Annotated in this window: 21 protein-coding genes and 1 pseudogene; 15 read left to right on the forward strand and 7 right to left on the reverse strand. The window is 62.5% G+C overall.

Annotation, left to right across the window (positions count from 1 at the left end; translation table 11 throughout):
* The first annotated feature begins 220 nt into the window (after positions 1-220).
* The 8 genes from prmA (at position 221) to OKW98_RS26235 (ending at position 10864) form a co-directional block, all read left to right on the forward strand.
* On the forward strand, positions 221-1099 hold the full coding sequence (gene prmA, locus OKW98_RS26200) for a 50S ribosomal protein L11 methyltransferase (RefSeq protein WP_265387293.1): 879 nt from the start codon (positions 221-223) through the stop codon (positions 1097-1099).
* 56 nt (positions 1100-1155) lie between these two features.
* Positions 1156-2532: a DUF3426 domain-containing protein gene (locus tag OKW98_RS26205; RefSeq protein WP_265387294.1), complete on the forward strand. Its 1377-nt coding sequence runs from the start codon at positions 1156-1158 to the stop codon at positions 2530-2532.
* 276 nt (positions 2533-2808) lie between these two features.
* Positions 2809-3822, forward strand: a complete 1014-nt coding sequence (gene dusB, locus OKW98_RS26210) for a tRNA dihydrouridine synthase DusB (protein WP_122533752.1) — start codon at positions 2809-2811, stop codon at positions 3820-3822.
* Positions 3819-4139 (forward strand): DNA-binding transcriptional regulator Fis, encoded by a 321-nt coding sequence (gene fis, locus OKW98_RS26215; RefSeq protein ID WP_007907419.1) that lies wholly within the window; start codon positions 3819-3821, stop codon positions 4137-4139. The genes dusB and fis overlap by 4 nt, the downstream gene beginning before the upstream one ends.
* Before the next feature lie 78 nt (positions 4140-4217).
* Positions 4218-5825 carry a bifunctional phosphoribosylaminoimidazolecarboxamide formyltransferase/IMP cyclohydrolase gene (gene purH / locus OKW98_RS26220; RefSeq protein WP_265387295.1) on the forward strand — a complete coding sequence of 536 codons (1608 nt, stop codon included), beginning with the start codon at positions 4218-4220 and terminating at the stop codon, positions 5823-5825.
* 192 nt (positions 5826-6017) lie between these two features.
* Positions 6018-7313, forward strand: coding sequence for a phosphoribosylamine--glycine ligase (gene purD / locus OKW98_RS26225; RefSeq protein ID WP_265387296.1), 1296 nt, complete (start codon positions 6018-6020; stop codon positions 7311-7313).
* Positions 7314-7405: 92 nt separating this feature from the next.
* Positions 7406-10201 carry a hybrid sensor histidine kinase/response regulator gene (locus OKW98_RS26230; RefSeq protein ID WP_265387297.1) on the forward strand — a complete coding sequence of 932 codons (2796 nt, stop codon included), beginning with the start codon at positions 7406-7408 and terminating at the stop codon, positions 10199-10201.
* Between the two features lie 66 nt (positions 10202-10267).
* Positions 10268-10864 (forward strand): MarC family protein, encoded by a 597-nt coding sequence (locus OKW98_RS26235; RefSeq protein WP_122625668.1) that lies wholly within the window; start codon positions 10268-10270, stop codon positions 10862-10864.
* 9 nt (positions 10865-10873) lie between these two features.
* On the opposite strand, the gene OKW98_RS26240 is transcribed toward OKW98_RS26235, so the two are convergent.
* The 7 genes from OKW98_RS26240 to cobG all read right to left on the reverse strand — a co-directional run bounded on the left by OKW98_RS26240 (position 10874) and on the right by cobG (position 17822).
* Complete coding sequence (locus tag OKW98_RS26240) at positions 10874-11512, reverse strand: hypothetical protein (RefSeq protein WP_265387298.1); 639 nt, start codon at positions 11510-11512, stop codon at positions 10874-10876.
* Positions 11502-12212 (reverse strand): hypothetical protein, encoded by a 711-nt coding sequence (locus OKW98_RS26245; protein ID WP_265387299.1) that lies wholly within the window; start codon positions 12210-12212, stop codon positions 11502-11504. The genes OKW98_RS26240 and OKW98_RS26245 overlap by 11 nt, the downstream gene beginning before the upstream one ends.
* Positions 12213-12260: 48 nt before the next feature.
* A complete protein-coding gene (locus OKW98_RS26250; protein ID WP_265387300.1) occupies positions 12261-13061 on the reverse strand; it encodes a hypothetical protein in 801 nt (266 codons plus the stop codon).
* A gap of 337 nt (positions 13062-13398) precedes the next feature.
* The gene (gene cobJ, locus OKW98_RS26255; protein WP_265387301.1) at positions 13399-15120 is read right to left on the reverse strand and encodes a precorrin-3B C(17)-methyltransferase; all 1722 of its coding nucleotides are present in this window, start codon (positions 15118-15120) and stop codon (positions 13399-13401) included.
* Entirely contained in the window at positions 15120-15854 is a 735-nt protein-coding gene (locus OKW98_RS26260; protein ID WP_265387302.1) for a precorrin-2 C(20)-methyltransferase, read from the reverse strand. Before OKW98_RS26260 ends, cobJ begins: the two co-directional genes overlap by 1 nt.
* Positions 15851-16477 carry a precorrin-8X methylmutase gene (locus tag OKW98_RS26265; RefSeq protein ID WP_108119017.1) on the reverse strand — a complete coding sequence of 209 codons (627 nt, stop codon included), beginning with the start codon at positions 16475-16477 and terminating at the stop codon, positions 15851-15853. Before OKW98_RS26265 ends, OKW98_RS26260 begins: the two co-directional genes overlap by 4 nt.
* Positions 16470-17822, reverse strand: coding sequence for a precorrin-3B synthase (gene cobG / locus OKW98_RS26270; protein ID WP_322114162.1), 1353 nt, complete (start codon positions 17820-17822; stop codon positions 16470-16472). Before cobG ends, OKW98_RS26265 begins: the two co-directional genes overlap by 8 nt.
* Before the next feature lie 208 nt (positions 17823-18030).
* Between cobG and cbiE the strand changes: the two genes are divergently transcribed.
* The 7 genes and pseudogenes from cbiE (at position 18031) to OKW98_RS26305 (ending at position 24174) form a co-directional block, all read left to right on the forward strand.
* Positions 18031-19233, forward strand: a complete 1203-nt coding sequence (gene cbiE, locus OKW98_RS26275; RefSeq protein WP_265387303.1) for a precorrin-6y C5,15-methyltransferase (decarboxylating) subunit CbiE — start codon at positions 18031-18033, stop codon at positions 19231-19233.
* The gene (locus OKW98_RS26280; RefSeq protein ID WP_265389843.1) at positions 19233-20330 is read left to right on the forward strand and encodes a cobalt-precorrin-5B (C(1))-methyltransferase; all 1098 of its coding nucleotides are present in this window, start codon (positions 19233-19235) and stop codon (positions 20328-20330) included. The genes cbiE and OKW98_RS26280 overlap by 1 nt, the downstream gene beginning before the upstream one ends.
* A gap of 11 nt (positions 20331-20341) precedes the next feature.
* Positions 20342-21079: a cobalt-precorrin-6A reductase gene (locus tag OKW98_RS26285; protein WP_265389844.1), complete on the forward strand. Its 738-nt coding sequence runs from the start codon at positions 20342-20344 to the stop codon at positions 21077-21079.
* Between the two features lie 189 nt (positions 21080-21268).
* The gene (locus tag OKW98_RS26290) at positions 21269-21685 is read left to right on the forward strand and encodes a DUF2946 domain-containing protein (protein ID WP_265387304.1); all 417 of its coding nucleotides are present in this window, start codon (positions 21269-21271) and stop codon (positions 21683-21685) included.
* A 49-nt stretch (positions 21686-21734) separates the two neighbouring features.
* A complete protein-coding gene (locus OKW98_RS26295) occupies positions 21735-22211 on the forward strand; it encodes a copper chaperone PCu(A)C (RefSeq protein WP_265387305.1) in 477 nt (158 codons plus the stop codon).
* A 26-nt stretch (positions 22212-22237) separates the two neighbouring features.
* Positions 22238-22714 carry a DUF2946 domain-containing protein gene (locus OKW98_RS26300; protein ID WP_265387306.1) on the forward strand — a complete coding sequence of 159 codons (477 nt, stop codon included), beginning with the start codon at positions 22238-22240 and terminating at the stop codon, positions 22712-22714.
* A gap of 87 nt (positions 22715-22801) precedes the next feature.
* Positions 22802-24174 (forward strand): annotated as a pseudogene (locus OKW98_RS26305) (PepSY-associated TM helix domain-containing protein).
* The last annotated feature ends 15 nt before the right edge of the window (positions 24175-24189 follow it).

The following is a 24189-nucleotide window of genomic DNA, read 5'->3' on the forward strand; positions in this document are numbered from 1 at the left end:
CGCGAGCCATCCAGTGGGACCGGCTTTAGCCGGGAAGGGGCCGGGGTGACCGACATCACCTTTGCGGTATGAGCGCTGACGCCTTCCCGGCTAAAGCCGGTCCCACTTCCCAGCTACACTGCGACACCCGCTTTGTTGTTTCTTCACGAACCCCGTAAACTTGCCGGTCTTTCGTGGCCGTCGGCCGCCTCTTAATTTTTCAACTCGAAGGTCACCCGCCATGCCTTGGCTGCAAGTCCGTCTCGCCATTAGCCCAGAACAAGCCGAAACCTACGAAGACGCCCTGCTCGAAGTCGGCGCCGTATCGGTGACGTTCATGGACGCTGAAGACCAGCCGATCTTCGAGCCAGAGCTGAACACCACGCCGCTGTGGTCGCACACGCACCTGCTGGCGCTGTTCGAAGCCGACACCGATGCCGATCACGTCCTCGCTCACCTGAGATTGCTCACCGACGCCGAGCTGCCGGAACACACCCATGAAGTGATCGAAGATCAGGACTGGGAGCGCAGCTGGATGGACAACTTCAACCCGATGCGCTTCGGCCAGCGGCTGTGGATCGTACCGAGCTGGCACGCCGCGCCAGAGCCGGAGGCGGTCAATCTGTTGCTCGACCCAGGCCTGGCGTTCGGCACCGGTACCCATCCGACCACCGCGCTATGCCTTGAGTGGCTCGACGGCCAGGACCTTGCCGGCTGCAACGTGCTGGATTTCGGCTGCGGCTCCGGCATTCTCGCCATCGCCGCACTGCTGCTGGGCGCTGAACAGGCCGTCGGCACCGACATCGACGTCCAGGCCCTGGAAGCGTCGCGCGACAACGCCGGCCGCAACAATGTCCCGGCCGAGAAATTCCCGCTGTATTTGCCTGAAGACCTGCCCCAGGTGCCGGCCGACGTGCTGGTGGCCAACATCCTCGCGGGCCCGCTGGTTTCGCTGGCGCCACAGCTGGCGAGCCTGGTCAAACCCGGCGGCCGCCTTGCGCTGTCCGGCATCCTTGCCGAGCAAGGCGATGAAGTCGCTGCCGCCTACGCTGATACCTTCGAGCTAGACCCGATCGCCAACCGCGAGGGTTGGGTGCGGATCACCGGTCGTCGCCGCTGACAGCCAGTTGCCCTAAGATCCATCCATCAGGCGCTCTTTAACCCCCGGATACCCGCATGACCGACAGCTTCGTCACTCAGTGCCCGCATTGCCAGACCAGTTTCCGCGTCAGTCACGCTCAGCTGAGCGTGGCCCGAGGCATGGTGCGCTGTGGCTCATGCCTGCAGGTGTTCAACGCCGCGAAACAGCTGTTGGAACAACGCGCCGATGCAACCCCGCAAACGCCGTCGCCTTCCGTGCCAAACGCCGAAAGCATGGAGAAAAATCCGGAAATCATCGCACCGCAGTCACTCGTCGTGACTCAGCCAGCGTCACTGCCGGTCAAGCGTGAAGAGCGTGATGTCGACCTGGACAGCCTGGATCTGGACGATCTCGACGTGGAACTGGCCCGTCTGGAACAGCGTGAGATTCAGCTGCCCGAGTCCTTCGGGCGGGTCAGCAAAGCGCGCGATCACGACGAAGTCGAGTCTTTCAGCGCCCGCCGCGACGAGCCCGACGTCGCGCAGGAGTCATGGGCCCACGGCATGAGTCACGACGATGTCGACCAGCTGCCCGAACTGCGCGCGGAAGTCGTAGAGGAACACGAAGAGCACACCGACCACACCATTGACGAAAACCCGCTGGACGAGCCGATCAACCAGCAGGACCGGCATCGCACCGAGCCTTCATTCTCGCTGACCCCGGACGATCTGGACGACGAACCCGCTCGCCCCCACTCGCTCAAGCCTCACGCCGAGGCTGGCGATGAGCCGTCGTCGGAACGCTTCTCCGCCCTGGACACCCACGACAATCAGGATCGCCTCAGCGCCCGTCACGATGATGAAGACGATGAGGTGCAGCGCGCTGCAGACGGCAAGCGTGGCAGCCGCAACGAACCGGGCCTGCGGGACAGAGCGCTGGTCGACCTGACGGATGACCCACTCCAACTGTCATGGCAAAAAACCAAACCGCGCTGGGGGCGGCGCCTGCTGTGGATGCTGTTGATCCTGATTGCGCTGGGTGCACTGGCCGGACAGTACGTTGCCTACCACTTTGAAGAACTTGCGCGACAGGATCAGTACCGGCCCATCTTTACAGAGCTGTGCCCGACCCTCGGCTGCAAAGTCCCGTCCAAGGTCGATATCAAACTGCTCAAGAGCAGCAACCTTGTCGTGCGCAGCCACCCCGAATTTCAAGGCGCGCTGGTGGTTGACGCGATCATCTATAACCGTGCGTCCTTTTCCCAGCCATTCCCGCTGCTCGAACTACGCTTTGCCGATGCGACCGGTCAATTGATCGCCAGCCGGCGATTCAAACCGGGCGAGTACCTGAGCGGCGAGCTGGCAGGCAAGGACGAAATGCCGCCACAGACGCCGATCCATATCGCACTGGACATTCTCGACCCGGGCCCCAAGGCGGCGAACTACAGCCTGAGCTTCCGCTCGCCGGAGTAAAAACGCCACGTGCAGTGGTTTGTCCGCACCGAAATGCAGCACCTGCGCGGAGCGGGATGCCCGAAATCCGACGACACTTTTATGACATTACCGGCCTAAACCTAACCGTTCGCGTTAAGAACGGAGCTGTTCAGATTTTATCCAATTCAGCCTTTATCCAGTCATCGAGAGCGGGTATCATGCCCACCCTTTTTCATACTCTGGGTCCCGTCTGAATTGGCGCTGAAGCACTTTTCGGACCAGACCTCGTGATTCGGCCCCACAACAGGTCACCCTATGTCGGCGGTACGCATCGGCCCTTACACATTGCAAAACGGCTTGATTCTCGCCCCGATGGCGGGTGTCACCGACCAGCCTTTCCGACAACTCTGTCGCCAGCTCGGCGCAGGCCTGGTGGTCTCGGAAATGGTCACCAGTGACATGAGCCTCTGGAACAGCCGCAAGTCGCGGTTGCGCATGATTCACGAAGGCGATCCCGAGCCACGCTCGGTACAGATCGCTGGCGGGGACCCGCAGATGCTTGCGGACGCAGCACGTGCCAACGTCGAACTCGGCGCGCAGATCATCGACATCAACATGGGTTGCCCGGCAAAAAAGGTCTGCAACAAGGCCGCCGGCTCCGCGCTGTTGAAAGATGAACAGTTAGTGACCGAAATCCTGCACGCAGTGGTCGCGGCAGTCGAGGTACCGGTCACGCTGAAGATTCGCACCGGCTGGGACCGGGCGAACAAAAATGGTCTGACCGTCGCCAGAATTGCCGAACAAGCCGGCATTCAGGCGCTGGCGGTGCACGGGCGAACCCGTGCCGATCTCTACACCGGTGAAGCCGAGTACGACACCATCGCCGCCATCAAGCAGGCGGTGTCTATCCCGGTATTTGCCAACGGCGACATCGATTCACCGGAAAAGGCCCGCTACGTCCTCGACGCGACCGGCGCCGACGGGCTGTTGATAGGCCGGGCCGCTCAAGGGCGCCCATGGATTTTTCGCGAGATAGAACACTACCTGCAGACCGGGGAAAAACTTCCGGGCCTGCCTGTCGGTGAAGTGGAACGCATTCTGCTAGAGCATCTGGCTGCGCTTCACACGTTCTATGGCGACGTGATGGGCGTGCGAATCGCTCGCAAACACGTCGGCTGGTACCTCGCAACGTTGCCGGGCGCCAGGGAGTTTCGCGCCCTTTTCAACCGTTTGGACGATACAGAAGCACAGTGCGCCAACGTTCGGGAGTTCTTTTCCCAGCGCGATAAATCCCGCCCAGCAGGGAACGAAGAAGAGGTGGCCGCATGACGATGATGACTGAGACTTTAGTGAGTGGAACAACACCCGTGAGCGACAACGTCAATTTGAAACAACACCTCAATACGCCGAGCGAAGAGGGTCAGACCCTGCGCGGAAGCGTCGAGAAGGCGTTGCACAACTACTTCGCTCATCTGGAAGGTGCGGCCGTCACTGATGTCTACAACCTCGTGCTCTCGGAAGTCGAGGCGCCGTTGCTCGAGTGTGTGATGAACTACGTCAAGGGCAACCAGACCAAGGCCTCCGAGCTGCTGGGGCTGAATCGCGGCACCCTGCGCAAGAAACTCAAGCAGTACGACCTGCTGTAAGCATCCGAAAAACAAGCGACCTCACTTCAATGCGGTCGTTTTTTTTGCAAAATTCTTTTGCTTTTGATGGAAGTTGAGATGACCGACCAGACGACCCGCCTGCCGATCCGCCGCGCCTTGATCAGCGTATCCGACAAGACCGGTATCCTCGAATTCGCGCGTGAACTAGAAGCCCTCGGTGTCGAGATCCTCTCCACTGGCGGTACGTTCAAGCTGCTCAAGGACAACGGCGTTGCAGCGGTTGAAGTCGCCGACTACACCGGCTTCGCTGAAATGATGGATGGCCGGGTCAAGACCCTGCATCCGAAAATCCACGGCGGCATCCTGGGCCGTCGCGGCATCGACGACGCCATCATGAGCGAACACGGCATCAAGCCGATCGACCTGGTCGCCGTGAATCTCTACCCGTTCGAAGCCACGGTTTCCAAGCCGGGCTGCGACCTGCCGACGGCCATCGAGAACATCGATATAGGCGGCCCGACCATGGTTCGCTCCGCCGCTAAAAACCACAAAGACGTCGCCATCGTCGTCAACGCCAGCGATTACACCCACGTACTGGAAAGCCTCAAGGCCGGCGGCCTGACCTACGCGCAGCGCTTCGACCTGATGCTCAAGGCCTTTGAGCACACCGCGGCCTACGACGGCATGATCGCCAACTACCTGGGCAGCGTTGACCAGTCCGCTGAAACCCTGAGCACCGAAGGCCGCAGCGAATTCCCGCGCACCTTCAACAGCCAGTTCATCAAGGCGCAGGAAATGCGCTACGGCGAGAACCCGCACCAGAGCGCGGCGTTCTACGTTGAAGCCAGGCCTGCCGAAGTCGGCATCGCGACCGCGACCCAACTGCAAGGCAAAGAGCTTTCCTACAACAACGTCGCCGATACCGACGCCGCGCTTGAGTGCGTGAAGAGCTTCGTCAAGCCCGCGTGCGTCATCGTCAAGCACGCCAACCCGTGCGGCGTGGCAGTGAGCCTGGACGCGGAAGGCGGGATTCGTCAGGCCTACGAACTGGCCTATGCGACGGACAGCGAGTCGGCGTTTGGCGGCATCATCGCCTTCAACCGTGAACTGGATGCCGAGACGGCCAAGGCCATCGTCGAACGTCAGTTCGTCGAAGTGATTATCGCCCCGAGCGTCAGCGCCGAAGCTCAGGCCATCATTGCCAGTAAAGCCAACGTGCGCCTGTTGACCAGCGGCCAGTGGGACGCAGAACGCGCGCCGGCCTGGGATTACAAGCGGGTCAACGGTGGCTTGCTGGTGCAGAGCCGCGACATCGGCATGATCGGCGCCGACGACCTGAAAGTCGTCACCCGGCGCGCACCGACCGAGCAGGAGATTCACGACCTGATCTTCGCCTGGAAAGTCGCCAAATACGTGAAATCCAACGCCATCGTCTACGCCAAGAATCGCCAGACCATCGGCGTCGGCGCAGGCCAGATGAGCCGCGTGAACTCCGCGCGCATCGCTGCGATCAAGGCCGAACACGCCGGTTTGCAAGTGCAGGGCGCCGTCATGGCTTCCGATGCGTTCTTCCCGTTCCGCGACGGCATCGACAACGCGGCCAAGGTCGGCATCACGGCGGTGATCCAGCCCGGCGGTTCGATGCGCGATGCCGAAGTCATTGCGGCAGCAGACGAAGCGGGTATCGCGATGGTCTTCACCGGCATGCGCCATTTCCGTCATTGATACGTTAGGACCGGTTCGCGCGATTGGCTTTTGTAGGACCGGCTTTAGCCGGGAAAGCGGCATGCCCGACCCGACAGATCTGTCGGATGTATTGCCCTCTTCCCGGGTGAAGCCGGTCCCACAGTCTGCGTTCGCCGTCCCACACTGTTTGCCTTCGGATTTTTACGCGTTGTCGATATAGAGGTTTTGGAAATGAATGTTTTGATCATTGGCAGCGGTGGCCGTGAACACGCGCTGGCCTGGAAGGTCGCGCAGGACGCTCGTGTCGAGAAAGTCTTCGTCGCCCCCGGCAATGCCGGCACTGCCACTGAAGCCAAGTGTGAAAACGTCGCGATCGACGTGCTGGCGCTGGAGCAACTGGCCGACTTCGCCGAGAAGAACGTCGCGCTGACCATCGTCGGTCCGGAAGTGCCGCTGGTGGCCGGTGTCGTCGACCTGTTCCGCGCCCGTGGCCTGAAGTGCTTCGGCCCGACCAAGAACGCCGCACAGCTGGAAGGCTCCAAGGCGTTCACCAAGGATTTCCTGGCGCGCCACACTATTCCCTCTGCCGACTACCAGAACTTCACCGAGATCGAACCGGCGCTGGCGTACCTGCAAGAGAAAGGCGCACCGATCGTCATCAAGGCCGACGGCCTGGCGGCGGGCAAAGGCGTGATCGTCGCGATGACCCTCGCGGAAGCGGAAGACGCCGTGCGTGACATGCTGGCCGGCAATGCCTTCGGCGACGCAGGATCGCGCGTGGTGATCGAGGAATTCCTCGATGGCGAAGAAGCCAGCTTCATCGTTATGGTCGACGGCAAGAACGTGCTGCCCATGGCCACCAGCCAGGATCACAAACGCGTCGGTGATGGCGACAGCGGCCCGAACACCGGCGGCATGGGTGCGTATTCCCCGGCCCCGGTGGTCACCGCCGAGGTTCACCAGCGCGTGATGGATCAGGTCATATGGCCGACCGTCAGGGGCATGGCCGCCGAGGGCAACATTTACACGGGTTTCCTCTATGCTGGTCTGATGATCGACAAGGCTGGCAACCCGAAAGTCATCGAATTCAACTGCCGCTTTGGCGATCCGGAAACCCAGCCGGTCATGCTGCGTCTGCAGTCGAGCCTGGTGTCGCTGGTCGAAGCCGCTCTGGCGCAAACGCTGGATACGGTAGATGCTCAGTGGGACCCGCGTCCGAGTCTGGGGATCGTGCTGGCAGCCGGCGGTTACCCGGCCGACTACGCCAAGGGCGACGAGATTCACGGGCTGGACGCTGCGGCCGCGTTGCCGGGCAAGGTGTTCCACGCTGGCACCGCCTTGCAGGACGGCCGCATCGTGACCTCCGGTGGTCGCGTACTGTGCGCGACAGCGCTGGGCGACACCGTTGGCGATGCGCAGAAACAAGCGTACGAACTGGCTGCAAAGATTGACTGGAACGGTTGTTTCTACCGCAAGGACATTGGCTATCGCGCCATTGCCCGGGAACGCGGCGAAGATCTGGTGTGAGCCTCGGCCCGATCGGCGATTTCTCGTTGAGTCGCTGATCGGTCATCCGGTGCCCCAGAGTTAACAGGCTTCATTCACGAAGGGATTTCGCCGTGCGCTGGCTCAGGATTGCCACTCGTTTGACCGTCACATTGCTGACCCTGCTCTGTATATCCTCGGCCACCGCCGAGGTCAGTGCAGGCTGGTCAACCCTTGTCGACGATCAGGCGAACCTGAACCTCAGCGACATTCGCTCCACCCACTACGAATCCCAATTCAGCCCGGTCGAACTCGACAAGGTGCGCGCGACCAACCGCGACGCCGCACTGTGGCTGCACTATCGCCTGCCCCCGACCACCCATGAACAGCTGGTGCGGATCTTCGCGCCCGACCTGGCCACGGTCGACATGTATGTGCTCGACGGCGACAGCCTGATCGATCATTTGCGCTCCGGTAACCGGGTGCCGCGCGAAGCCCAACCTCTGCCGTCGCTGGACTTCCTGCTGCCGGTGCCCCACAGCGACAAGCCCCTCGACCTCTATTTGCGCCTCAAGTCCGAGCAGGAACTGCGCCCTAACATCACGCTGCAGTCCGCCGTCACCAGCGCCGCCGACGAGCGCCGCCCGCTGCTGCTCGGTCTGTTCTTCGGCTCGCTGGCCATGCTGATCGTGCAGAACCTTACGCGCTTCGCTCAATCCCGCTCGGTCAGCAGCTTATGGCTGGGGGCGTGCGAGGCGTTTCTGGGGTTGAGCGCGCTGTTGCTGCTCAACCTTCAGGCGCCGTGGCTGCCGCGCTGGCATCTGGAGCAGACGCCGAGCGCTCACCTCGCTCTGCTCCTCGCCGCCGCGACGGGGCTGATGTACACGTACTGTTTCTTCGTTCAGCGCGGGGTCGAGATGCTCAATCGGCTCCTGATGGGCGTGCTGCTGGTGGTCGGCTTTGGCGCGCTGCTGGTGCTGTTCGTTGAAACGCTGCCGCTGAACATCATGACGTTCCTGCTCGTGGCACTGACCACGGTCAGCATCACCCTCGTGTCGATCTACCACCTGCAGAAGGGTTACTCCCCTGCCCGGCCGTTCGTGATCGCCATGATCGCGTTCAATCTCGGCAACCTCGTGGTGCTGCCGGCCATGCTCTGGCTGACGAGCATTCCCGCGCAGACCCTTATCATCGGGGTGCTGGCGGTGTTTTGCCTGTGCGGCCTGCTGATGAGCATTGCCCTCAGCGAGCGGCATCGCAGCATCACTGAAGACAACTTCAGCATCAGCCGTGAACTGGCGGCGAGTACGGCAGAGATCAACGCCAAGGCCGAGTTTCTGGCGAAGATCAGCCATGAGATTCGCACCCCCATGAACGGCGTTCTAGGGATGACCGAACTGTTGCTGGGCACGCCGCTGTCGGTCAAGCAGCGCGATTACGTGCAGACCATTCACAGCGCCGGCAACGAACTGCTGACCCTGATCAACGAAATCCTCGACATCACCAAACTCGAGTCCGGGCAGATCGAGCTGGACGACGTGCAGTTCGATCTCAACGCGATGATCGAGGACTGCCTGAGCATCTTCCGCGCCAAGGCCGAACAGCAAAGTGTCGAGCTGATCAGCTTCATTCAGCCCCAGGTGCCGCGCGTCATCAGCGGTGACCCGACACGCTTGCGCCAGACGCTGCTCAGTTTGCTGGAGAACGCCTTAAAGAAGACCGACGAGGGCGAGATCCTGTTGGTCGTCGCCCTCGACTCCCGCGGCGGCAAGCCACGACTGCGCATCGCCGTTCAGGACAGCGGTACGCCGCTGACGCCCAAGGAACGCGACGCGCTGCTGCACGCCGAACTGCATAGCAAGAATTTCCTGGCGGCCAGCAAGGTCGGCGGGCATCTGGGGCTGGTCATTGCCCGGCAGCTCATCCTGTTGATGAGCGGCGAGTTCGGCATCCAGAGCGGCACCAACCAGGGCAGCACGTTGTGGCTGAGTCTGCCCCTTGATGCAGAACGACTGGAACAGCCCCCCGCCGACCTGGACAGCCCGCTCAAAGGCGCGCGAGTTCTGGTGGTCGACGACAACGACACCTGCCGCAAGGTGCTGGTCCAGCAGTGCAGCGCGTGGGGGCTCAACGTCAGCGCCGTGCCATCGGGCAAAGAGGCGCTGGCGCTGTTGCGTACAAAAGCTCACCTGCGCGACTACTTTGATATCGTCTTGCTCGACCAGAACATGCCCGGCATGACCGGCATGCAGCTGGCCGCCAAGATCAAGGAAGACCCGAGCCTGAACCACGACATTCTGTTGATCATGCTCACGGGCATCAGCAACGCGCCGAGCAAGATCATCGCACGCAATGCCGGGGTCAAACGCATCCTCGCCAAACCGGTCGCCGGGTACACGCTGAAGACCACGCTGGCCGACGAGCTCAACCAGCGCAACAAAGGCAATGCGCCCTTCTCTGCGGTGCCCGGACTGATCAGCGATATCGACGTGCCCAGCGACTTCCGTATTCTGGTTGCCGAAGACAACAGCATTTCCACCAAGGTCATTCGCGGCATGCTCGGCAAGCTCAACTTGCAGCCGGACACCGCCAGCAATGGCGAAGAGGCCCTGCTGGCAATGAAGACCCGGCGCTATGACCTAGTGCTGATGGACTGCGAAATGCCGATCCTCGACGGCTTCTCGGCGACCCAGCAGTTCCGTGCCTGGGAAACCGGCAATCAGCGCATTCGCACCCCCGTGGTGGCGCTGACTGCGCACATTCTGGCGGAGCACAAGGATCGCGCGCGCCAGTCCGGGATGGACGGCCACATGTCCAAACCGGTGGAGCTGTCGCAGTTACGCGAGCTGGTCGAGTACTGGGTGGAGCAGCGTGCCCGGGAACAGGCGACCCGCGCCATACGCGGCGAAGACCGTTATGAGCAAAACTGACCGCCAGGTGTCCGTTAGGGGCTGATAGACTTGGCGCCGTCCCAGTCTGCTGCCTGAGCTCAAACCATGCTTCACGTGCTGTTCAGCGTTTACCTGAAGATGCTGGTGCTCTATAGCCCGTTCTTCGTCCTGTCCTGCTTCATTTCCCTGAGCCGCGGTTATTCGCGCAAGGAACGCCGGCACCTGGCATGGAAGATCGCCTTGGCGACCCTGGTCTCCAGCGTCCTTCTGTACCTGTTCGGTCGGGTGATTTTCGGGGTCTTCGGCATCACCGCCGATGCCTTCCGTATCGGCGCCGGCAGCGTGCTGTTCATCTCCGCCCTGGCTATGGCGCAGGGCAAGTCCGGCGTGCAGACCGACAACGTCCAGCAGGACGTTGCGATCGTGCCGCTGACCATCCCCATCACCGTCGGCCCCGGCACCATTGGCGCGCTGCTGGTCATGGGCATCAGCCAGCCCCACTGGGATGACAAACTGACTGCCATCGTCAGCATCGCGCTGGCCAGTTTGACCGTCGGCGTAATTCTTTATCTTTCCAACAGCATCGAGCGGATTCTCGGCGATCAAGGCCTGCAGATTGTCAGCCGGCTGATGGGGTTGTTCGTCTGCGCCCTGGCAGCGCAGATCATCTTTACCGGCATCAAGGGATATCTGCTGACCTGACGACGACCGCTATAGCTCGGCAATGGTCTTTTTTGCGGCGTTGGTCAGGGAGTGGCTGATCTTCTCCCGATGCGGCGCATAGCTCTGCTCGGTGAGTGAGAATGACGCGCCATTGGTGCGCACGAGCATGTCGCCGGACAGCGCGTCCCAGAACAGCGGCCCCGGTTGTATCGCACGCGTGGTCATCTGCAGCCCGCACACCAGAATATCTACCGCGCCGGTCCCGCTCGCCCTGCACGGCACCACCTGGAAACTCTCGGACTGACCCGATGAAATCCAAGAACTGAAGAATGTGTTGGCATGCTCGCTGCTCAGTAACGCCTGCAGAGACCCCGCCATTAATGTGTGCAGCTCCGGCGATGTAGCCCTGCCGAAAGCGCTGGCGGGGAGATAACGCAAATCCCGCAAACGCTTGATCGTGACCACGCCAGGATCAATGCTGCCGGTCAGCCTGCCGCCTTTTTGATAGATGATGCGCTGGTAATGCTCTACCCAGGCTTTCCACCTGCGATGCCGATCGTACTTCTGGTCTGCGGACAACTGCGCGTAGAGCAGACAGTCGAGTACGTCGGCACGCAGCTGCGAGGAGATGCCCGGTGTGAACGACACAAAATTCCGGCCCTGGAGCAGGCTTTCGTCAGTGGACATCACCTGCCTCCTTCAGCGCACAGACCAGCCCCGATCGTCGATCTTCCAGCGCCTGGCTGATCTTGGACCGCAACGGCGAGTACACCAGGTCCATCAGCCGCAGCGAGTAGAACCTCAGCTCGACATTGCTGATGATGTTCGCCGGTTGCAGGGGTTCGAACAGAAAGTCGTGTTTCAGCAACGAACCGTGGGTAAAGGTGATGAGGACCATCGATAGCTCGCCGTTGGCGTCCAGGAACCCCAGTTGCAGCACCACTTTCTGACCGTCTTGCGCTTCGCGCGGAATCCCGACGTTAACTGGCTCGAGCGCCTCATTTGCCAAGCGCTCGATGGCAGGCTGATCCGGGTAACTCAACAACGACTGCCAGGCCGTGGACTCTGCCGCAAACAACAGGTCAGCGGGGATGAACATCGGCAGGGTCTTCTTAAGCCATGCCCAGACTGAGCCGGGCCCTAACTCAGCGGAGGGGCAAGCCAATGCCTCGTGGGCTTTAAGCGTCCAGCCGAAACGGGTGAACGCCGCCAGCCAGCTTTCGTTCCAGTCCGATGTGGCTGTGAAACGAGGTTTTTTTTTGGTTGCCGCCAGCTGCATGTACAGAATGCAGTCGGCAGTGTCGCTTTTGCGTTGTGCCCCGCAGGCGCTGTGCATGAACAGCACGCAGCCGGCGCTGACCTGCGCTTCGATCGTTCCCTGATGCATGGCACATCTCCATGGGAAAGGAGGCGACTCGCGCCTCCTCTCTTGAGTTCAGATATCGAATTCTTCAATGGCGGCCGAGGCACTTTTACTCAGACGCTGCTGGATCTGCTCGCGCAAACGCGCGTACAAACGCGTGTTAAACACCAGATGGTTTTCACCCCGGAAGGCGCTGACTTCCGCACTGTTCCATTCCCAGAAAAGCACGTTGGTGACGGCCGAGCTGGTAGCAAAATTAACCGCACCCATCGCCATGTTGACCGTACCGTCGTTGGATTCGGCACACGCGCCGATGCGGAAATTTGCGCCGCGGTGGGTCTTGGTCTGACGCTCAAACAGTCGCAGCGGTTTGTCTTGAGCTTTGAGCGCGGCAACGGCATCACCAGCAACTTTCAACATGGCGATGGACGCGGGCCCGGGCAGTGCGGCGGCTGCAATGGCGGAAGAGATGATCTCCAGCCCTGCTTGCTCCATGCTGAATCGACGGTGCGTCGAGTAATAGCGGCTGTACCTCCAGTTGGGGGAAAGCCAGCCCAGCGTCGACAGCACACGGTTAAAGTGCTCGTACCACTCCCGACTCTGGGTCTCCGGGTTGTACTCCTTGTTGGCGGACAGCGTGGCGAAGAGCAAGGTGTCCATGACGTCTTCCTTGTTCTGCCGCGAAACGCCTTCAGCGAACGCCAACAGGTTGCCAGCGACAACGGCGCCCTGGCTCGGCTCGTCCTGCAGGCCCGGAACCAGGTCGTCCATTGCCGAAACGTGCTCGATCATCGAGTGGGTGCAGTTGGCCAGTTGGCAGTTGTTGATGAACGCACTGCGCTCGGCGATGGTCATGCTTGCTTCATGTTTCATTCGTTAATCCTTTAACTGAGGGGTGAGTCCGTCGTGGACACCTCCGAGATTAACGAACATTTGGAAGCACGCCACCCGAGGGGTTGGGCGCCTTACGGCTACGTTTGAGCAAGCATTCCTACAGAACGGCAGCGCACTCCCCTGATCCGGGGAAACTCAAACTTCAGAAAAAGCAAAGGGTTGCGAGAACCGCCGCCCCTGGCAGCTGAAGCGCACGACGCATGGTGTCACCCGCCGCCGGGCATTTCCGCCGGGCATTGGCCCGGTTTCGCGGTCGACTCGCAGAAAGGCCTGCGTCAGCTACCGGACCGATCCCACAGCGCAAATCGACAGTCGCTCACGCCGGCTTGGCACCATACCAGCGCGGTGTGTAGACCCACGACTCGCCATTGGCACGCGGGAATACGCAGGTCAACGACGAGCCGATCAACACCATGGTGCGCATGTCGACTTGCTCCGGCGTCAGCTCACCGAGTGTGATGACCCGCAATGTCTGCGCCGGCCGGCCAATATCCCGGCCCAGGGTCACCGGGGTTTCCGGGCCACGATGCTGGCGCACGATTTCCAGGGCGCGCCCTAACTGCCAGGGCCGGGAGCGCGAGATCGGGTTGTAGAACGCCAGCGCCAGATCAGCCTCACAGGCGAGAGCGAGACGCTTCTCGATGATCTCCCAGGGCTTGAGGTTGTCCGACAGGGACATGACGCAGAAGTCATGGCCCAACGGCGCCCCCGCCAGCGCGGCCGTCGCCAGCGAAGCCGACACGCCCGGCAGTATGTGCAAATCCACACGGTGCCAGTCGGGATTGTCCGACTCATGAAGCGCTTCCAGCACCGCCGCGGCCATGGCGAAAACGCCAGGATCACCCGAGGAAACCACCACCACCGAACGCCCTTCAGCGGCCAGCTCGAACGCGTGCCGGGCGCGCAGCATTTCTTCGCGGTTGTCGGTGCAGTGCAGCACCTGGTCGGCGCGGAACGGCCCTGCCATGCGCACGTAAGTTTCGTAGCCCAGCACATCGTTGGCGCGCGCCAGCTCGGCTTTTACGGCGGGGATCATGAAGTCGGTGGCGCCCGGGCCAAGGCCGATGACCGCCAGCCGCCCACGTCCACGGCCAATCTGCTGAACATCCAACGGCTGCGGCGCGACGGCAATGGCAACACCTGCCGCAGGCGTAAGCGGTGGCAACAGTTGCGGCAACACCTGCTGGGTCATTTCGGCGGGCGTACCGGCGGCGGTAAAACGCAACGGTACGCTCAGCGAGTCGGCAGCCGCATGCAGCGCTGGATTGGCCATCTCGGCTTTGCTGGCCAGTAAACAACCCAGCGCCTGCACGGCAATGCGCGAATAATGCAGCGCGGTTTTAACGGCATCGGCCACTGCCTCGCCGGAAGTGGCCAGATCACCGCTCACCGCCACCAGCACGTTGCGCGGGTAGATCAACAGTTCGTGGTCGTTGGGTTCGCGCTCGGCGTAACCGACGTGAATAGCCAACTGCGCCTGATCATCTTCAGGCAACTGCGCCTGAGCCAGCCACGGTGCAGCGCCCTCGACGCGTACGCTTTCACCCGACAACAAGTCGCTGACGAAGCGCTTGCCCAACTCAAGATCGCCCAACGCATAACCGGCAGGAGGATTGAGCAGGCAGGTGCCGAAGCGCAGCTCGCCGCTGGTGGTGATGGCCGCTGCCGTGTTCAATGCTGCGGCAATTTCCCGGGCCATGACGTTGACGCCGCCCAGTCCGCCAAGCAACGGCACCACTGCGCTGCCATCTTCGGCGACGGCCAGCACCGGCGGCTCGACGCCCTTCTCCAGCAACACGGCCGCCAACGTGCGGATGACGATACCCGCCGCGCACAGCGCGATGATCGGCGTGTCTTGCTGATAAAGCTGGCGCAGCGTCGCGCCAAACTCTGAGTAGCTGCGGTCGGCATCTTCGACACGTCCGGCCAACCCGTAAATCAGCGCTTGCGGGTACAGCTGCTGAATACGTCGCGCCGTCGCCAGCGCGCCTTTGCCCAGAATGACGATCGCCGGGGCCTTGATGTTGGTCGTGCCCATCAGCCTTGCCACCGTTCGCCGGGGACAATGATCAGTGAGAAGTACGGCGAGGACATGGGGTCAACCTCGGCCAGCGGCACGATCTTCTGATTGGCCATGGTCGCGCGCTCGACATACAGCGCACGCTCTGCCAGACCGGTTTCCACCAGCACCTGACGCACTTTCGGCAGGTTACGGCCAAGCTTCATGATCACCGCAGCGTCCGCATCCTGAAGTTTGCGTTTGAGCTCCTCGGCGGACAACACGCCGGACAGCACCGACAGGCTCTGATTGCGGTACACCAGCGGCGCACCCAGCACCGACGCGCCGCCGAGCATCGAGCAAACACCGGGGATGACTTCAGCTTCGTAGCGCTCGGCCAGACGATCGTGGAGGTACATGTAGGACCCGTAGAACATCGGGTCGCCCTCGCAGATCACTGCCACATCGCGCCCGGCGTCCAGGTGCGCGGCCAGATCGGTGCTGCAGCGGTCGTAGAACTCGCTGATCACTTGCTCATAAGACATGTGAGAGGGCAGCGCCTCGGTGGTCACCGGGTACACCAGCGGCATCAGGGTCTGAGCCTGCTGCAAATAGCCTTCGATGATGCCAAACGCATTGCCCTTCTTGCCCTTGGCGACGAAGTAGGCGACCACCGGCGATTCGCGCAGCAGGCGCAACGCCTTGACGGTGATGAGTTCCGGATCACCCGGCCCCACGCCCAGGCCAATCAGACGACCGCGTGGTGCCATCATTCGATCTCCGTGGCGAGTGAGTTGACCGCCGCCGCCGCCATGGCGCTGCCGCCGCGACGGCCCTGCATGATCACGTAAGGCACGCCGCGACTATCAGCAGCGAGCATGTCCTTGGATTCAGCGGCGCCGACGAAGCCCACCGGAAAACCCAGAATCAGCGCAGGTTTCGGCGCGCCGGCATCGAGCATTTCCAGTAGGTAAAACAGCGCGGTCGGCGCATTGCCGATCACCACGACCGCCCCTTCCAGGTGCGGCCGCCACAGCTCCAGCGCTGCGGCCGAGCGGGTGTTGCCCAGCTCCCGGGCCATCTCGGGGACGCGTTCGTTTTTCAGGGTGCAGATCACCTGATTATTGGCCGGCAGGCGCGTGCGCGTGACCCCTTCGGCAACCATGTGCGCGTCACACAGGATCGGCGCACCGGCGGCCAGCGCGCGTCGACCTGCCGTGCCCGCGCCAGGCGAAAAGCGCAGGCCTTCGACCGCATCGACCATGCCGCAGGCATGAATCACCCGCACGGCGAGTTTTTCCAGGTCGGCCGGGATGGAATCGAGCCGGGCTTCGGCACGAATGATCGCGAAGGAGTTGCGGTAGATCTCCTGGCCGTCGCGGATGTAATCAATCATCGGTGTTGCTCCGTGAGTCGGCGGTCAACAACGCGCCGACTGCTTCAATAGTGAGGTCACGTGCATGCAGATCGCCGAATCCGGACGTTTCTGCATGACGAAAATAAAGGTCGTAACGACCGGGCGACGCTGCCAGCAGAGTCACCGGCATCACGTGCGCAGCGGCGCAGGAACGCGCACAGCCAGACAGATGCACCGCGCGGCTGACGGCGTTTTTTTGCAGCAATGCGGCCAGACGCAGGGCATCGGCCTTGGTGTCGGCCAGCCCTTTAGCGCACGCAGCGGAGCCGGTGCAGGCGACCATTTTTGTCAGCGACTGAGCGACATCGACGAGCAAGCCCGCCTGACCCAAGCCATCCAATACGAGTGCTGACTTTCCCGCCGGGACATTGCGCAGCATCAGGCTTTGCCACGGCGTCATGCACACCTGGCCGTCGCCAAACGCAGTCGCCAATCGAGCGGCTTCACGCAACATGGACGGCCGCAAACGCCCCAACGGCACGCCTGCACCCACGGCCACGACGCCGGCCGTTGCCTGGGAGTACGTGCCGATGTGCGCAAAAGGCAGGATCGGCGCGCGCCGCCAGTCGGTTACTTTTTGATCAACCACGAGTCGCTGCGGCAAACGCTCGGCGACGTGTTCGAGGAATTGGGCAACAGGCATTTCTTTCAGCAGATCGCGCATGCGCGCCTGATCGGGGCGAGCGAGTTCCAGAAAAGTTTCCAGCACCGCGACCACCAACGTCTGCGCGGCTTCCGGCGCCACCGCAGCCATCGGCGAATCGGTGGCCGGACAGCCCGCCAGCCCGAAACCCAGCAGCGTCCCGCCATCAACCTGCAACGCCGACAGCCACAGATCATGGGGATGCTCAAGCATCGCCAGGCCCTCACCGCCGTCCAGCGACAAGGCGAACTTGGGTGACAGCTCATGAAAGCGCGGGTGGGTTTCCAGCGAGTGCAGAATCTGAGCGGCCAAAGGGCGAGTGTCGAGCGACTGCTGGGGATCGATGCCTGCGGTCGGGCTGAGCATCAGGTTACGTACGTCGTCGCTGGCCGGGTTCTTCGGGCCTAGCCCGGCGTCGAGCAGTGCCGCAATCAAGCCGTCAGGGTCGGCGCCTATGCCGCGAATCTGCAGATTGCCGCGATTGGTCGCCTCGATCACACCGCCGGCGAACCCGTCGGCAGCATCTGCCACGGCCAGCGCCTGATCCGCTGAAAGCACCCCGCCCGGCAGCTTGATCCGGCAGATGCCGCCATCCAGCGCCGGGACGATACGCAGCAACCCCGGGCAAGCCGAGGGGCGAATGGGCGTAGCGGATGGGCGAGCGGACAACGGCTCGGTCAATGGATCACCTGGTGCGAACGGGCGGACGCGTAGAGAAACGAAAAGTTACAGGGGCCGTATTATGCCTGCTTTGGCCGTTGCCATGAAAAGACGCTCTGTCGGATTCACAAACCCGTACGAACCGGGCCCGTCCGCGCGGTATTATGCCGGCCTCTTTCACAGGCCGAGCAGGCGGGCCTGTTGCACGCAATCGGGTTGAGGGCAATTCATGTCACCGTGGCTGACAGTCGTGGGAATCGGTGAGGACGGCTATAAAGGGCTGGGTCGAAACGCTCGGCACGCGCTGTTGCAGGCGCGGCAGGTGTTCGGCGGCGCGCGGCAGCTGGCCTTGCTGCCGCCGTGCATTCAGGCCGAGCAGCGCCAGTGGCCGAGCCCGTTTTCCCTGAGTCCGGTGCTGGAGCAGCGCGGCGCCCCGATCTGCGTGCTGGCCAGCGGCGACCCCATGTTGTTCGGCGTCGGCGCGAGCCTGTCGAAACACGTCCCCTTGGCTGAGATGCGCGTGATTCCCGCCCCATCTTCTTATTCTCTCGCCGCCGCGCGCCTGGGCTGGGCGTTGCAGGATGTCGTGACGCTTTCGGTCGTCGCCCGCCCCTTGGCCGCATTGAATGCACAGCTACATCACGGCGTGCGCCTGCTGGTGTTGAGTAACGATGGCAACAGCCCCGCGGCGATTGCAGCGCAATTGCGTGAGCGCGGTTTTGGCCCGAGCCGGATGACGGTGCTGGAACATCTGGGCGGCGCCTCGGAGCGACGAGTGGATGCGACGGCCAATGAATGGTCCGATCCTGACATCGCTGCATTGAATCTGGTCGCCGTCGACTGTCGCGCAGAGCCAGGTACGTTGCGTCTGTCGCCGCTGGGCGGTCTGCCGGACGAGGCATTTCGGCATGACGGCCAGCTCACCAAGCGCGACGTACGCGCGATTACCTTGGCCCGTCTCGCGCCCGTTCCCGGTGAATTGCTGTGGGATGTGGGCGCAGGCTGCGGCTCCATCGGCATCGAGTGGATGCGCGCACACCCGACCTGCCGCGCCATCGCTGTCGAGGCCGATGAGGGCCGGCAGCACTTGATCGAATTCAACCGCGATGCGCTGGGCGTCCCCGGCCTTCAGCTGATTCGCGGACGTGCGCCGGATGCGCTTGAAGGTCTTGAGCAACCGGACGCGATCTTCATCGGCGGCGGCGTGACGCGCGAAGGCGTGCTGCACGCATGCTGGCAAAACTTGCGCTCGGGTGGGCGGTTGGTGGCCAATGCGGTCACGCTGCAAAGCGAGGCGATGCTGGTGAACTGGCGCGAGCAATACGGTGGCGAACTGACCCGCATCCATCTGGCCCACGCCAAACCACTGGGCGAGTTCGACACATGGCGTCAGGCGCTGCCGATTACCCTGCTCGAAGCGATCAAACCCTGATGCGCGACGAAACCGCCGAACAGCCCGCGCCGTTGCGCAGCGGCTTGACCACCGGCAGTTGCGCCACGGCAACGTCCCTCGCCGCCGCGCGCCTGTTGCTGGCCGGCGAAACCAACGATGCGATCGACATCACGCTGCCCAAAGGCAAGTGCGTGCAGATGCGCCTGGAATTCTGCCGCCTGATTGCGGACGGCGCCGAGGCCGGCACGCTCAAGGATGCCGGCGATGATCCGGACGTGACCCATGGCGCGCTGGTGTCTGCCCAGGTCAGGCTGATCTCTGAGCCTGGCGTGCGTTTTGTTGCGGGCGAAGGCGTCGGCACCGTCACCCGCCCGGGTCTGGTGCTGGGGGTCGGCGAGCCGGCGATTAATCCGGTGCCGCGCAGAATGATGGCCGAACACCTCACTCAACTGGCCCAGGAGGTCAGCTATGGCGGCGGGTTTGAAGTGACGGTCTGCGTCGAAAACGGCAGCGAGCTGGCCCTGAAAACCATGAACCCGCGATTGGGGATTCTCGGCGGGCTGTCGATTCTGGGCACCAGCGGTATCGTCCGGCCCTTTTCCTGCGCGGCGTACATTGCGTCGATCCACCAAGGCATCGACGTCGCCCGCACCAACGGTTACCAGCACATCGCCGCCTGTACCGGCAACGCCAGCGAAGACACGATGCGTCGGGTGTATCAGATCCCCGACATCGCGCTGATCGAGATGGGGGATTTTGTCGGCGCCGTGCTCAAGCACCTGCGCAAAACCCAGGTGGAACGGCTCAGTGTCTGCGGCGGCTTCGGCAAGATCAGCAAACTGGCGGCGGGCCACATGGACCTGCACAGCCGCCATTCGAGTATCGATCTGGATCAGCTTGCGCGGTGGGCTGCCGATGTGGGCGCCGATGCCCAGCTGCAACAAAGCATTCGCGAAGCCAATACCAGTCAGCAAGCGCTCGCCATGGCCTCCGCCGTCGGCATCGCGCTGGGCGATGCAGTGTGTCAGCACGCACTGAATTTCGCCCGCAGCGTGGTGCCGCCGCAGGTTCAGGTGGAGGTCTTTGCCATCGACCGACAGGGCGGGATTGTCGGCCACGCGGGAGGTTTTGTTTGAAATCACACACCATGAAACGCGTGCTGCTGCTCGGCGGCGTCACCGACGCACTGGCGATCGCACGCACGCTGGGGCCTCAGCACTTTTATAGTCTGGCGGGCGTAGGTCGCGTGCCCACTGACTTGCGCTGTGAAGTCCGTGTGGGCGGGTTCGGCGGCGCCGAAGGGCTGGCAAATTTCGTCCAGCACACAGGCATCGATCTGATCCTGGACGCGACGCACCCTTACGCTGCGCAGATGAGCCAGAACGCTGTCACGGCGTCGAAGCTGACCGGTGTTCCATGCTGGGCATTGCGTCGACCGGCGTGGCAGCCGGGGCCTGACGATGACTGGCGCGAGGTTGCGGACTGGGCAGAACTGATCGCCGCCCTCGCCCCCTTTGAGCGTCCCCTGTTTACCTTGGGCCGTGAGCCTTTGCAGCATCTGCACGAGATTCCAGTCCATCAGTTCTGGACGCTGCGCGCCCTGGATGTTTACCCCGGCAACGAACGCTGTGAAGTGATCGGCGCGCGCGGCCCTTTCCGGCTGGAGGACGAGCGCGAGCTGTTCGAGAGTCGCAACATCGACGTTCTTATCAGCAAGAACAGCGGCAGCACAGCGACCGAGCCAAAGCTGGAAGTGGCGCGGGAGCGCGGGGTGCCGGTGCTGGTGTTGAAACGGCCGATGCTGCCGAAGGTGGATCGGGCCTTCTGGAGTGTGGGCGAGGTGCTGGAGGCGTTGCGGAATGCTGTAAACCTACATGCTCTGTAGGCGTCGGCTCGCTGGCGAATGCGGTGTGTCAGTCGACAACTCGCTGTCCAATTCACCGCGTTCGCCAGCAAGCCGGCTCCTACGGCGTGCGGTATCTGACTGAACCCTTCCTGAACCAAACCCGCTGCGCGACACAACGTCGCGGGCGGGCTTTTTACATCTGGCGGCCGATCAGGCTAAATGGCCGACATGAAAAAACAACAAGATCAAATCATCACGCAGAAGCGGCGCCGGGCGTTTGCCTGGGTGGCCTGTTTCGCGTTGCTGTTCGGCGTGCTGGCGATGCCGATGACGCCCACCATGCCGCGCCCAGAGGGTGAGCGGCTGGTATGGGGAAGCGCCTGCACTGGCGCTGGGTCACGACTGGCCATGACGCCCGTTGAAGTCATCGATAAACAATCGCCCTATCACCCCGACATTGCGTTCATGCAGCACTGCGCCTGTTGCACCAATCCCGTGCCATTGGTCGCGGTGCCGACCCGTATCGGTTTTGGACTGTTCGCCCTTGTCGAACCGGTGCGTTTCCCTGTCGCGGTGCTGGTGCTGCACGCGCCGCCCCGTCAGCACTGGCCTGACCGCAATCCCCACGCATCACCCCGGGTCTGATGTGTCGATCGTGCCGTCGCCTACCTGAATGAACCGGAGACCTGCGTTGATGCTGAACAAAATCCTCTTGCTGATCGCCCTCGCGCTGCCAGCCGGTTTCGTTGAGGCCCAGGATTACACCAAGGGCCAACTGAGCGTCGCGCAGCCATGGTCCATGGCACTGCCGCCCAACGCACCCACCGTCGCTGCCTATTTTGTGATCAGCAATAGCGGCGCTGACGCCGATAGACTGGAGTCCGTCGACAGCCCCATCGCCGGTGCCGCCCAGTTGCATGAGCACATCAGCAAGGACGGCCTGATGAAAATGCAGCACGTCGAGACCGTGGCCATCCCTGCCGGCGGCACCGTGACCTTCGCGCCCATGGCCTATCACGTCATGTTGCTGGACCTGAAAGACCGCACCCGACTCATCGACGGCCAGACCTTCCCGCTGACCCTGCATTTTCAAAAAGCGGGTGACCTCACCGTCGACGTCGTGGTACTGAAGCAGCCACCCGATACTGTCGCTCCGGCCCACGCCCACTGACCCGCTGAGTTCCGACGCCGAACCCTTTGAACCGCCTGCCCGCGATCCGCGCCCGATCCGCCTCTACCCCGCGTAACACGCAGGGCGCGTGGCTGAGCCTGTTCGCCATGCTGATGATTTTCATCGGCCCGCTGATTTCCCAGTCGATGCCCATGGCGCATCACAGCGGCATGGCGATGCCTGCGCCGACACCCATGTCGATGTCGATGCAGGGCGAAATGGATATGTCGGCGTCGATGCACATGGGCATGGGCGCGAGCGAACACAGCGGCCACGCCAAGGCCGAACTGGACGCCGGCGCCGACCACGTCATCTGGGCCAAGTGCGGGTATTGCACGCTGCTGTTCAGTTGCCCGGCGCTGACCAAAACCGTCGCCGTCCTGGCACCGGTCCCGCCCAGACCCGCCGACTACTACAATGAGGCCACGCAACTCGGCCACGCCCAGCGCAACGTCTTTCCCAACGCCCGCAGTCGCGCGCCGCCCCTCTCGTCAGTCGCTTGAACACCACAAACTGACTCGTACCCGCTGACCCCTTTTCTGGCCGTCAGCGCGCTGCGCCGTGTTTTTCCCTGACGGGAGCGTTGCACCATGTCCAAACCGAATGTGTCTTTCTACAACCTGGCATGGCGATGGCATTTCTATGCCGGCCTGTTCGTCGCACCGTTCATGATCCTGCTGGCGGTCACCGGGATCATTTACCTGTTCAAGCCGCAGCTGGATGCGCTGATGTACAGCGACCTGCTGACGGTCAAACCCGCCCACCACTCACTCAGCGCCGATGACCTGCAAAAGCGCGTAATGACCGCTTATCCACAGGCGCAGGTGAGCAAATACCTGCCGCCGCTGAATGCCGAGGGCAGCGCGCAGTTCGTGGTCAAAAACGACGGCCGCGACGTGAACGTGTTCATCGATCCGTACAGCGGCTCAGTGCTCGGCACCCAGGACGCGAAGCAAAACCTGCAAGCCATCGCGCGCGAACTGCACGGCGAACTGATGATCGGCACCGTCGGCGATCGGCTGGTGGAACTGGCCGCTGGCTGGGGCATCGTGCTGGTGGTTTCGGGCGTGTACCTGTGGTGGCCGCGAGGTCGATCACCCGCCGGCGTGCTCTGGCCTCGCTTAACCGCGCGAGGTCGGATTCTCTGGCGCGACCTGCACGCGGTGACCGGGTTCTGGGGGCGGTGGCGCTGCTTTTCATGTTGCTGAGCGGCATGACCTGGACTGGCATGTGGGGAAAGGTTTATGCCGACGTCTGGAACACCTTTCCGGCGGCGATGTGGAATGACGTGCCCAAGTCGGACAAACAGGCCGGCGCCTTGAACAGCGCCAGCGTGCAGACGGTGCCGTGGGCCATGGAAAACACGCCGATGCCGGTGTCGTCCGGGGATCATGCCGAGCACATGAACCACGCGCACATGTCCAGCGCTCCCGCCGCGCCGGGCATCTCCCTGCAGCAAGTGGTCGACATCGCCAAGGCCCGTCATATCGAGCCCGGCTACAGCATCACGCAACCGAAAAACGCCGATGGCGTGTTCACCGTTTCCGTGTTCGCCGATGACCCGCGCAACGACGCCACGCTGCATGTCGATCAGTACACCGGCAAGGTGCTGGCGGATGTGCGCTACAGCGATTACAGCACGGTGTCCAAGGCCACTGAACTGGGCGTGATGCTGCACGAAGGCAAGATGTATGGCTGGATAAACCAGCTGCTGATTCTGTTCATCTGCCTGATGGTGTTGCTGAGTTCGGTGAGCGGCATCGTGATCTGGTGGAAGCGTCGCCCGCAGAACGGCTTCGGTGTTCCGCCCTTGCGTCATGACCTGCCGCGCTGGAAAACCGCTACCGCAGTGATGATCGTGCTGGGCGTGGCGTTCCCGCTGGTGGGCATTTCGATGCTGGCGGTGTGGCTGCTCGATCGAATAGTGCGTTCGCGCTTTGCCAAAACGGCGGCAACAGCTTAGATTGCGTCTCGCGGG

Origin of the sequence: Pseudomonas sp. KU26590 (genome assembly GCF_026153515.1) — a bacterium.
GTDB lineage: Bacteria > Pseudomonadota > Gammaproteobacteria > Pseudomonadales > Pseudomonadaceae > Aquipseudomonas.

Coding starts and splice junctions, on each gene's coding strand:
- prmA (WP_265387293.1), top strand. CDS start 221: ATGCCTTGGCTGCAAGTCCGTCTCGCCATTAGCCCAGAACAAGCCGAA.
- OKW98_RS26290 (WP_265387304.1), top strand. CDS start 21,269: ATGAAAAAACAACAAGATCAAATCATCACGCAGAAGCGGCGCCGGGCG.
- OKW98_RS26235 (WP_122625668.1), top strand. CDS start 10,268: ATGCTTCACGTGCTGTTCAGCGTTTACCTGAAGATGCTGGTGCTCTAT.
- OKW98_RS26205 (WP_265387294.1), top strand. CDS start 1,156: ATGACCGACAGCTTCGTCACTCAGTGCCCGCATTGCCAGACCAGTTTC.
- OKW98_RS26240 (WP_265387298.1), bottom strand. CDS start 11,512: ATGTCCACTGACGAAAGCCTGCTCCAGGGCCGGAATTTTGTGTCGTTC.
- OKW98_RS26265 (WP_108119017.1), bottom strand. CDS start 16,477: ATGATTGATTACATCCGCGACGGCCAGGAGATCTACCGCAACTCCTTC.
- cobJ (WP_265387301.1), bottom strand. CDS start 15,120: ATGGGCACGACCAACATCAAGGCCCCGGCGATCGTCATTCTGGGCAAA.
- OKW98_RS26245 (WP_265387299.1), bottom strand. CDS start 12,212: ATGCATCAGGGAACGATCGAAGCGCAGGTCAGCGCCGGCTGCGTGCTG.
- OKW98_RS26285 (WP_265389844.1), top strand. CDS start 20,342: ATGAAACGCGTGCTGCTGCTCGGCGGCGTCACCGACGCACTGGCGATC.
- fis (WP_007907419.1), top strand. CDS start 3,819: ATGACGATGATGACTGAGACTTTAGTGAGTGGAACAACACCCGTGAGC.
- OKW98_RS26250 (WP_265387300.1), bottom strand. CDS start 13,061: ATGAAACATGAAGCAAGCATGACCATCGCCGAGCGCAGTGCGTTCATC.
- OKW98_RS26295 (WP_265387305.1), top strand. CDS start 21,735: ATGCTGAACAAAATCCTCTTGCTGATCGCCCTCGCGCTGCCAGCCGGT.
- OKW98_RS26260 (WP_265387302.1), bottom strand. CDS start 15,854: ATGATGGCACCACGCGGTCGTCTGATTGGCCTGGGCGTGGGGCCGGGT.
- purH (WP_265387295.1), top strand. CDS start 4,218: ATGACCGACCAGACGACCCGCCTGCCGATCCGCCGCGCCTTGATCAGC.
- OKW98_RS26280 (WP_265389843.1), top strand. CDS start 19,233: ATGCGCGACGAAACCGCCGAACAGCCCGCGCCGTTGCGCAGCGGCTTG.
- dusB (WP_122533752.1), top strand. CDS start 2,809: ATGTCGGCGGTACGCATCGGCCCTTACACATTGCAAAACGGCTTGATT.
- cbiE (WP_265387303.1), top strand. CDS start 18,031: ATGTCACCGTGGCTGACAGTCGTGGGAATCGGTGAGGACGGCTATAAA.
- purD (WP_265387296.1), top strand. CDS start 6,018: ATGAATGTTTTGATCATTGGCAGCGGTGGCCGTGAACACGCGCTGGCC.